The 8,980-nt window shown below is 41.9% G+C and carries 6 protein-coding genes; all 6 read left to right on the top strand.

The annotated features are described in order from the left end of the window. Positions 1 to 2,266, top strand: a 2,266-nt coding sequence (locus tag AB7E63_RS12530; protein WP_428419607.1) for a DNA gyrase subunit B, incomplete at its 5' end; no start/stop codon positions are given. 26 nt (positions 2,267 to 2,292) lie between these two features. Beyond that, entirely contained in the window at positions 2,293 to 4,890 is a 2,598-nt protein-coding gene (gene gyrA / locus AB7E63_RS12525; RefSeq protein WP_006340296.1) for a DNA topoisomerase (ATP-hydrolyzing) subunit A, read from the top strand. 58 nt (positions 4,891 to 4,948) lie between these two features. Continuing rightward, positions 4,949 to 5,611 carry a dTMP kinase gene (gene tmk / locus AB7E63_RS12520; protein ID WP_036745906.1) on the top strand — a complete coding sequence of 221 codons (663 nt, stop codon included), beginning with the start codon at positions 4,949 to 4,951 and terminating at the stop codon, positions 5,609 to 5,611. Continuing rightward, positions 5,608 to 6,711 carry an ATP-binding protein gene (locus AB7E63_RS12515; protein WP_006340298.1) on the top strand — a complete coding sequence of 368 codons (1,104 nt, stop codon included), beginning with the start codon at positions 5,608 to 5,610 and terminating at the stop codon, positions 6,709 to 6,711. The genes tmk and AB7E63_RS12515 overlap by 4 nt, the downstream gene beginning before the upstream one ends. A 182-nt stretch (positions 6,712 to 6,893) precedes the next feature. Continuing rightward, the gene (locus AB7E63_RS12510) at positions 6,894 to 8,498 is read left to right on the top strand and encodes a hypothetical protein (protein WP_006340299.1); all 1,605 of its coding nucleotides are present in this window, start codon (positions 6,894 to 6,896) and stop codon (positions 8,496 to 8,498) included. Between the two features lie 31 nt (positions 8,499 to 8,529). After that, positions 8,530 to 8,802: a hypothetical protein gene (locus AB7E63_RS12505; RefSeq protein ID WP_006340300.1), complete on the top strand. Its 273-nt coding sequence runs from the start codon at positions 8,530 to 8,532 to the stop codon at positions 8,800 to 8,802. Positions 8,803 to 8,980: the final 178 nt, after the last annotated feature.

Here is an 8,980-nt window from a genome sequence, read left to right as displayed (position 1 = left end):
CGCCGCAACAATTGAAGATAACGGACGGGGAATTCCGATCCAAAAACACGAAAAAGAATCGCTCAAACCAGGACGCGATGTCTCTGCCCTCGAAGTGGTCATGACCATTTTGCATGCTGGTGGTAAATTTGACAAAGACACGTATAAAGTTTCGGGTGGATTGCACGGCGTAGGAGTATCCTGCGTATGCGCCCTTTCCAAGAAATTGGTTGTCCAGGTTTACAACCAAGGCAGCACCTACGAAATGGAATTTTCTAAAGGAAAAGTTGTTCGCCCACTTTCTATTGTTGGCACAACCACCAAACGCGGCACCAAACTCACGTTTATTCCTGATGACACCATCATGAATGTAACAACCTTCGATTATGACATCCTAGCCAAACGATTGCGAGAGCTTGCATTCCTCAATAAAGGAATCAATATTTACTTCCATGATGAACGCGATGCCGACAAAGATGACGTTAACTTCTGCTACAGCGGTGGATTGCTCTCTTTCGTTTCTTATCTGAACGAAAATAAAGAACCCCTTTTTCCGACGCCCATTTACTTTCACGGATCACGCCAGGGTGATGATGGACCGATTGAATTTGAAGTGTCCATGCAATGGAATGATGGCTATAACGAAAACATTTATTCCTATGTTAACAACATTGCCACTCGCAGCGGTGGAACGCACTTAACAGGATTTTCGACTGCTTTAACACGCGTTTTAAATACCTACATCAAAAATCATGGACTGCTCAAGAGCGATAAATATTCAATCACGGGCGAGGATATGCGCGAAGGTTTAACGGCTGTTATTTCCGTTAAAGTCGCCAACCCCCAATTTGAAGGACAAACGAAGCAACGCTTGGGAAATAGCGATGTGGGATCTGTTGTTCAGCAAATCGTCGGTGAAGAGCTTGTGATCTATTTAGATGAAAATCCAGCCATTTCAAGATCTATCGCAGATAAAGCGATGTTAGCAGCACAAGCACGTGAAGCTGCACGAAAAGCGCGTGAGCTCACTTTGCGAAAATCCGCTCTCGATAGCGCACGCCTGCCAGGAAAACTCACAGACTGCCAAGAAAAAAATCCCGCTCTTTGCGAAATTTACATCGTTGAAGGTGACTCTGCGGGCGGTTCCGCCAAATCTGGAAGAGATCGTCGCTTTCAAGCGATCCTCCCCATTCGAGGTAAAATTCTAAACGTCGAAAAAGCCCGTTTAGAAAAAGTCCTAGGTAACCAAGAAGTGGGAACCATGGTAGCTGCTCTGGGATGTGGAATTGGACGCGATGGTTTTAATATTGATAAACTGCGTTATCATAAAATTATTATCATGACTGACGCCGACGTTGATGGATCTCATATTCGTACGCTCTTGCTGACGTTCTTTTATCGTCACATGCCCGGACTTGTTGAAAATAATTACATTTATATTGCTCAGCCTCCTCTTTATCGTGTCACACGTAAAAAGACGAGCCGTTACATCCACTCTGAAAAAGAGATGGATGACTACATGCTCGAACTAGGACTTAGCGACATCAAAATTAAACTAAAAGATACAGAACTTGATGCAGAAAGAATGCAAGAACTTATCCGTACATTGCTCGAAGTTGAATCTTTTGTTTCTCGCATCGAACGAAAAGGGGTTTCCTTTAGAGAATTCCTCGCTTCGAAAAATGAAGAAGGAAGACTTCCTCGCTTCCAAGTGAACTTATTAAAAGGCTCACAATTCGCCTACTCCATCAAAGAATTCGAAGTCCTTAAACAAAACGATGAAGAAGAACAGCAACAACGCCACAAAGAAACACTCGCTTCCATTCCTGAATCTGAAATTACAGAAGAGATGCGTACTTTCCGGCCAACGCGCTTTAATTTCATTGAATTATATGAAGATATCTCTTTGCAAGGTCTAGTCGGTCGCTTAAATTCTTTTGGATTCGACCTCAACCACTATCTCATCGCAGATGGCCATCTACTGGACATCATCGAAGATGGAGGAAAAAGCACACCTTTTTCCACACTAGGAGAAGTTCTTGCTTTCATTCGCGAAAATGGAAGAAAAGGGATCGAAATCCAACGTTATAAAGGCTTGGGCGAAATGAACGCCGATCAACTCTGGGAAACAACAATGGATCCGGAGAAGCGTACCCTTCTACGCGTTACACTGCCTGATATGGTAGCTGCAGACCACATGTTTACAATGCTAATGGGCGAAGCTGTACCACCTCGACGTGCGTTTATTGAACAGCACGCCTTATCAGTCAAAAATCTAGATGTTTAATCATTGGTTATACTCCAGGAGAAGTAATGTCTTACACTGAAAACGAGATTATCGTTCCTCGTAATGTTGAAGATGAAATGAAAGATAGCTATTTGCGCTATTCCATGTCGGTGATTATTGCCCGAGCTTTGCCAGATGCACGCGATGGCTTAAAACCCTCTCAAAGGCGAATTCTGTATGCAATGCGCCAGCTAAATCTAAGCCCCGGAGGGAAGCATCGTAAATGCGCCAAAATCTCAGGTGATACATCTGGTGACTACCACCCGCACGGCGAACAAGTCATTTACCCTACGCTCGTCCGCATGGCTCAAGGCTGGCTTATGCGCTATCCTCTGGTCGACGGACAGGGAAACTTCGGATCAGTAGATGGTGACCAACCTGCTGCGATGCGTTATACAGAAGCCCGTTTAACACATGCTTCCGTACAACTCATGGAAGATTTAGATAAAAATACAGTCGAGATGGTTCCTAACTACGATGAAACCAAAAAAGAACCGACTGTTTTTCCTGCTAAATTTCCCAATTTGCTATGCAACGGCTCTTCAGGTATTGCAGTGGGAATGGCGACCAATATCCCCCCTCACAACTTAAATGAGCTCATTCAAGCAACTTTGCTCGTCTTGCAAAACCCTGCTGTATCGATCGATGAAATCATGGGCGTCATGCCAGCTCCAGACTTCCCAACTGGCGGTATCATTTGCGGATATCGTGGTATCAAAGAAGCTTTCCACACAGGACGTGGACGCCTGCTTTTGCGCGCGGTCATTCGTGTAGAAGAAAATGAGGAAAATCCGGATAAGCAACGTTTAATCGTAGATGAGATCCCCTACAACGTCAACAAATCCCGCTTAATTGAACAGATTGCCGACCTGATCAACTCTAAAACCATCACAGGTATTGCCGATTTACGCGATGAGTCCGATAAAGATGGAATGCGTATTCTAATTGAGCTAAAACGGGGCGAAATTGTCGAGGTTATTCTTAACCAGTTATTTAAATATAGCGACCTGCAAATCACCTTCGGCTGCAACATGCTTGCCCTAGACAAAGGCTTGCCAAAAGTGATGAACGTCAAGCAACTTATCGCTGCTTGGGTCGATCACCGCATCGAAGTTGTTCGTCGCCGTACACGCTTCGAACTCAACAAAGCTGAAGCTCGCGCGCACATTCTGGAAGGTTACCTCAAAGCCATCCAGCACATGGATGAGGTAGTGCGTGTCATTCGAGCAAGCAATAACCGTGAGGAAGCACGTGATGAACTCATTCAACGGTTTGACTTAACAGAAAGACAAGCCAACGCAGTTCTAGACCTCAAACTTTACCAGTTGACAGGACTAGAATATGAAAAAATCAATGAAGAATATCGTGAACTGCTTCAAAAAATCGATTATTTGCGTGCCGTTTTAGCTAGCGAAGCAATGGTGCGAGACATCATCCGTGAAGAATTGCTAGAGATTCAAAAGAATCATCGCTCTGGACGTAAAACACAGATTATTGCGGCAGAAAGCGAAGTGAACATGGAAGATTTAATTGCCAACGAGTCTGTCATCATCACGATCTCAGAAGATGACTACATCAAACGGATGCCAGTTGACACCTTCCGCGAACAACGCCGTGGCGGACAAGGCATTGCCGGTATGCATTTAAAACGGGAAGAAGATGCAATTAAAGGTCTTTATGTGGCTTCAACACATGATTACCTCCTGATTTTCACAAACCTGGGTCGTTGTTATTGGCTCAAAGTTTGGCAAATCCCTGAAACAGGCCGAAAATCAAAAGGGAAACCATTAATCAATCTTCTCGAAGATATTCGTCCCGATGAGAAAATTGCAACGGTGCTACGTGTCTCCAATTTCGAACAACAAGCTTATATCCTCATGGCAACCAAAAAAGGGATTGTCAAAAAGACAGAACTTTCTGAATTTAGCCATCCAAGACGAAAAGGGATTTGGGCACTCGATATTGTGGAAGGCGATGAAGTCGTCACAGCTCGTTTGGTCTCTGATTCCCAGCAAATTATGCTATTTACCTACCATGGGATGGCTGTTCGCTTTGATCAAGGCAAAGTACGGCCGATGGGACGTACGGCGCGCGGCGTAAAAGGGGTTACTCTTAAAGATGACACCGACTATGTTGTCGGCTGCGAAGCTGTCAATGGAACAGAAACCATCTTAATTGTTTGTGAAAACGGATTTGGTAAACGCTCCAACGTCGAAGATTTCCGCCAAACAAACCGAGGTGGTGTAGGTGTACGCTCAATCATCACAAGTGAAAGAAACGGAAATGTGGTCGGTGCTCTTTGTGTAACGGACGAAGATGGCATGGTCATGATGTCTGCTCAGGGTCAAACTGTGCGAATCACCATGAAGGATCTGCGCGTCATGGGTCGTAACACACAAGGTGTTAAACTTGCTAACTTGAAAGAAGGAGACTACCTTGTCGCCATCCAAAAGTTGGAAGTGTCCGATGATGTGGATAACGCCAAAGTAGACACTCAGCCTTCTGCTCCTCCTCTAGTGAAAGAAGAAGGCTCAGATCTCGAAGAGCCAGCTTTTGAAGAAGTCATAGAAGAGGAAATCGAAGAAGAAGAACTCGACACGCCTTTTGAAGAAAATGAAGAATAAATGACTGATAGGCTGCAGATTATTTCTGCAGCCTTCTAAATTGCCACAAAAAATGCATATGACTACACTGAAAAAGTGCCCTTGTTTCATCACCTTTGAAGGGGGTGAAGGGGCTGGCAAAACAACGCTTATTCAACAAGTCGAGGCCGATCTTAAACAACTTGGCTATGATGTTGTATCAACACGTGAACCTGGCGGCTCCTCCTTGGGAAACACCATCAGGCAATGGCTCCTTCAGCAAAATACTAAAACTTCCATTAGCATCAAAGCAGAGCTTCTACTCTTCTTGGCTGCTCGTGCCCAGCACATTGAGGAACTTATCCTCCCCTCGCTTACTAAAGGAAAAATTGTTTTGTGTGACAGATTTAATGATTCCACAATTGCTTATCAAGGTGTCGCTCGCGGTCTTGGACTAGAAGCTGTTCAAAATTTATGCAAATTTGTGTGTGGCAACGTAGTTCCTGATTTAACGATTTACCTAGATATCGATCCACACGTTGGTCTAACAAGAACTAGACACGCAGCCAAAGAAGATGCTCCCATGGGTTCCATCGATCGAATTGAATCCGAAAAGTTAGAATTTCATGAGCACGTTCGCCAAGGCTTTTTTAAACTGATTCATCAAAACCCCAGTCGCTATCATGTCATTGATGCAAGCATGTCCCCCGAGCTTGTTTTGCGCGATGCCCGTGCGACTATTGATCGTTTACTTAGCTTATGATACTGGAAACCTATTTCTCTCACATTTGTGGAAATGATCCCATCAAGCACTATTTGATTAAGATGATCGAAAAAAATGCGATTGGACAATCCCTCCTTTTTGCAGGACCCGAGGGAATAGGGAAGAGTCTTTTCGCCAAGGCCTTTGCCGAAATTCTCCTAACAAATGGTTCCGCAGATCAACGTAAACAAGTTAAAGCCGAAACGCATCCGGATTTACATATCTATCGACCTGAAGGTAAACTGGGCATGCATAGCATTGATGCGATGCGACAACTCACTGAGGAAATCTACCTTGTTCCCTATCAAGCCAAACGAAAAGTCTTTATTATTCATGAAGCGGAGCGAATGCTCCCCTATAGTGCCAATGCCCTTTTAAAAACTTTTGAAGAACCTGCTCTGGATTGCGTGATTATTCTTCTCACTTCGCTACCAGAAAACCTACTGCCCACTATTCGATCTCGTTTTCAGACAATTTATTTTCAAGAAGTTGAAAAAAAGTACCTGGTTAAATTTGTTCAAGAGAACTTCCAAAAAACAGAACAGGAAGCTCAAACGATTGCAGCCTCTTCAAAAGGATCCTTTGTCCAGGCAGCGCGCCTTTGCTCACAAAAAAAAACCTATTACCAAGATATTCTTCTTCCTCTTTTAGCTGCGGGTCGATTTTCTTCCTACGGAGCTCTTTTGGAAACCGTCCGTCAACTAACCGACCAATTGGAGCAATCCAAAAAGCAAGTGGAAGAGGAGATGCGCCAGGAATTATCTAGTCATCTAGAAAACTTAACAGCCGTTCAAAAAGAATCTCTTGAGAAGGAAATTGAGGGTTTTGTATCGGTGCAAACAAATCGAGAAACCACCCATCTTTTGGATTTTATCCTGAGCTGGTATCGAGATCTAGAACTGATTCGCGTCAAAGGTGATCCTACTTTTCTGTTTCATAAGGATGCTTACAATCAACTCGAGCAATCGATTCAGCAAGGAAATCGACTATCTATTGAACACGTGCAAAAAGCCATTAGCGATGCTAGAAAAGCACTAGAACGATCTTCCTCTATAGGCATAACGTTGGAAAATTTATTTCTAAAACTGCATTTTTATTAAGCAGATCTACTTTTATCAAATTTATTCAAAACCATCCATTAGCATCCAAACTCTACAAGTTCTCCATATAAAACAACGTTTTTAATTTTTAATTTGATTATAAAAATTAAATCTATGTTATTATAAAGTTATTATTTATTCTTTTCAGTTTGTATTTTTACTTCAAAAAGAATAGGTAAACCATGGAACAACAACAAGGCTTACATTCTGGCGGCTATATTCCCTATGGCCAGCAGCTTTCTTCTGTAGAAAAAACAACAGATAAAAGCCAAGTCGAGAAACAGAAAAGCGAAGATACAAGATATTCCCCTTCTCAAAGCGCTTCTCCTGACTCAAATAGTCTTGAGAAGCAGAAATCAGCTTTTTTAGATCAAGAAAAACGGAAGCGTGAAATTGATCAATTCGATCAAAAAGAAAAAGAAGAAGAGTCGTCATCACCAGTAAAAAAAGTAATCAAAATAGAGGCTCCACCTGATTTACAGGAGGCGGCACGATTAGATGATCATCACTTTACGACTCCTCTTATCGCTAACATTCGCCAAGCATTTGACGAAACAATTAGCCAAAATGCGGAAAAAGAAATTAAAGAGGGAATAATTAAAACACGTGAAGACCTCATCCATTTTGTATTTAAAAGTGCGAGTGAACTCCTAAATTCACCGAATCCTATCTCCACAGCAGCCATTGAAAATATTCATCAACTGCTTTTTACCCCCCCATTAGAAGATTTAAGCGGTAAAGGCTTAGAAAATGTTAATTTGATTCAGCCACATCCTGCATATGTTTTCCAAAGTCTAAGGAATTGTCTTATCGCAATGGATGGCAAAGCGTGCGCAAGCATAGCAGATGAATCCACAAAATATATCACATCAGAGAGTGTACAAAATATCTTCACTATCGACTCCAAAAGTATTGACGCAATAAAGAGGGAGGTGACCAGACTTCAGGAGAAATCCAAATTAGAAGGAGGGCTTAATGCGAAAGATCAATCAGATCTTGAAGACTTTAAAAAGTTTTTAAATGAAATCCATGAAATCCATGCAAAAATTGATGCGTTTCCTGTTATCGGGACAAGACAATATCTACAAGCCCTTGGTTCGCTAGAAGCTAAAAATATCAATCATGCGTATATTTTGCGTGATTCAAACAGTAAAGAACAATGGATTTTCAAACCCGAAATTTCTTCTTTTGAAGATGAAGCAACATGCAATCCCTCCAGGCTTGTAGAAAGAGAACATGCAGCATCCTTGGTGAATATCGATGGCCGATTTCCTATTCCCAAAACAGTCTATGTGGAAATGAACGGTTGGACTGGATCTGCTCAAATGTTTATAGATGGAGCGATCAATATGGACAGACTCGATAATGCCCCTGTCTCACGAGATGGATTGCACCGCTTAGTCATCTTTGATCTGCTCTTTTCTAATGAAGATCGTCATTCAGCAAATATTCTGTTCAAAAAAGAATCTGGAAGCAATGTATATGCACCCTATGGAATTGACCACGATAGTTGTATGCCCAAATATGGCAACGCCTTAAAACTAGACTATATTGCTTTGATATCTCAAGACGAGCAATTCAACCAAAATTTAAAACCACTTGTTTCAGAAGAAGCTTTGCAAGAATACGCAATGGAAATGAAAAAGAAAGAAATGCCTGAATCTGCTATTAACTGGATGATGGTGGCGGGAAGAAAAATTCGTGAAGATATGGATACAAGAAGTGCTAGAACAATCATTAGAGATCTAATGGAATCATGGGAAAGGGGACACGATGAAGATTATTAATTCTGAGGTCTGCTTAATGTAAGGAGTATGTATGACTAAGCTTTTAATGAGTCCTTCTAAAACTGAGCCGGTTGCAGAATTAATACCAGGAAAAGAAATTATCGTTAAAAATAATTTTCTTCTAAAACTGATTACCGAATCAGGAATTACTGTAACACCCGAGTTTAAAACTAAGCATCAGATGAAAGAATGGCAGATTTTCATCACGGACAATGATAAAGCCTTATTTGCAAAAGCCTTTGAAGAAGTTTATTTCGTTCATGGTTTGCAACAGCAAGGGTACTACTGGAAGGATAAAGGATAGGTCATTTAAAATTTATCTATAGTTTCAAAAGCCTTTCAATCCAAAATATGATAACGCGATGTGCAAGTTTTCCTAACGGAAAACTGCACATGTAAATTAAGCAGTAACGAGTCGTTCAAATTGTAACGGCTCTCCCTCTTGCTCTATACTTAATTTTACACATACTGTATGGGCCAGC

Source organism: Parachlamydia sp. (assembly GCF_050255895.1).
In the GTDB taxonomy this organism is placed as follows: Bacteria; Chlamydiota; Chlamydiia; order Chlamydiales; family Parachlamydiaceae; genus Parachlamydia; species Parachlamydia acanthamoebae.
This window is presented reverse-complemented; position numbering and strand designations above follow the sequence as displayed.

Bases quoted from the DNA above. Each gene is read 5' to 3' on its own strand.
- gyrA (WP_006340296.1), top strand. From the start codon at position 2,293: ATGTCTTACACTGAAAACGAGATTATCGTTCCTCGTAATGTTGAAGAT.
- tmk (WP_036745906.1), top strand. From the start codon at position 4,949: ATGACTACACTGAAAAAGTGCCCTTGTTTCATCACCTTTGAAGGGGGT.
- AB7E63_RS12515 (WP_006340298.1), top strand. From the start codon at position 5,608: ATGATACTGGAAACCTATTTCTCTCACATTTGTGGAAATGATCCCATC.
- AB7E63_RS12510 (WP_006340299.1), top strand. From the start codon at position 6,894: ATGGAACAACAACAAGGCTTACATTCTGGCGGCTATATTCCCTATGGC.
- AB7E63_RS12505 (WP_006340300.1), top strand. From the start codon at position 8,530: ATGACTAAGCTTTTAATGAGTCCTTCTAAAACTGAGCCGGTTGCAGAA.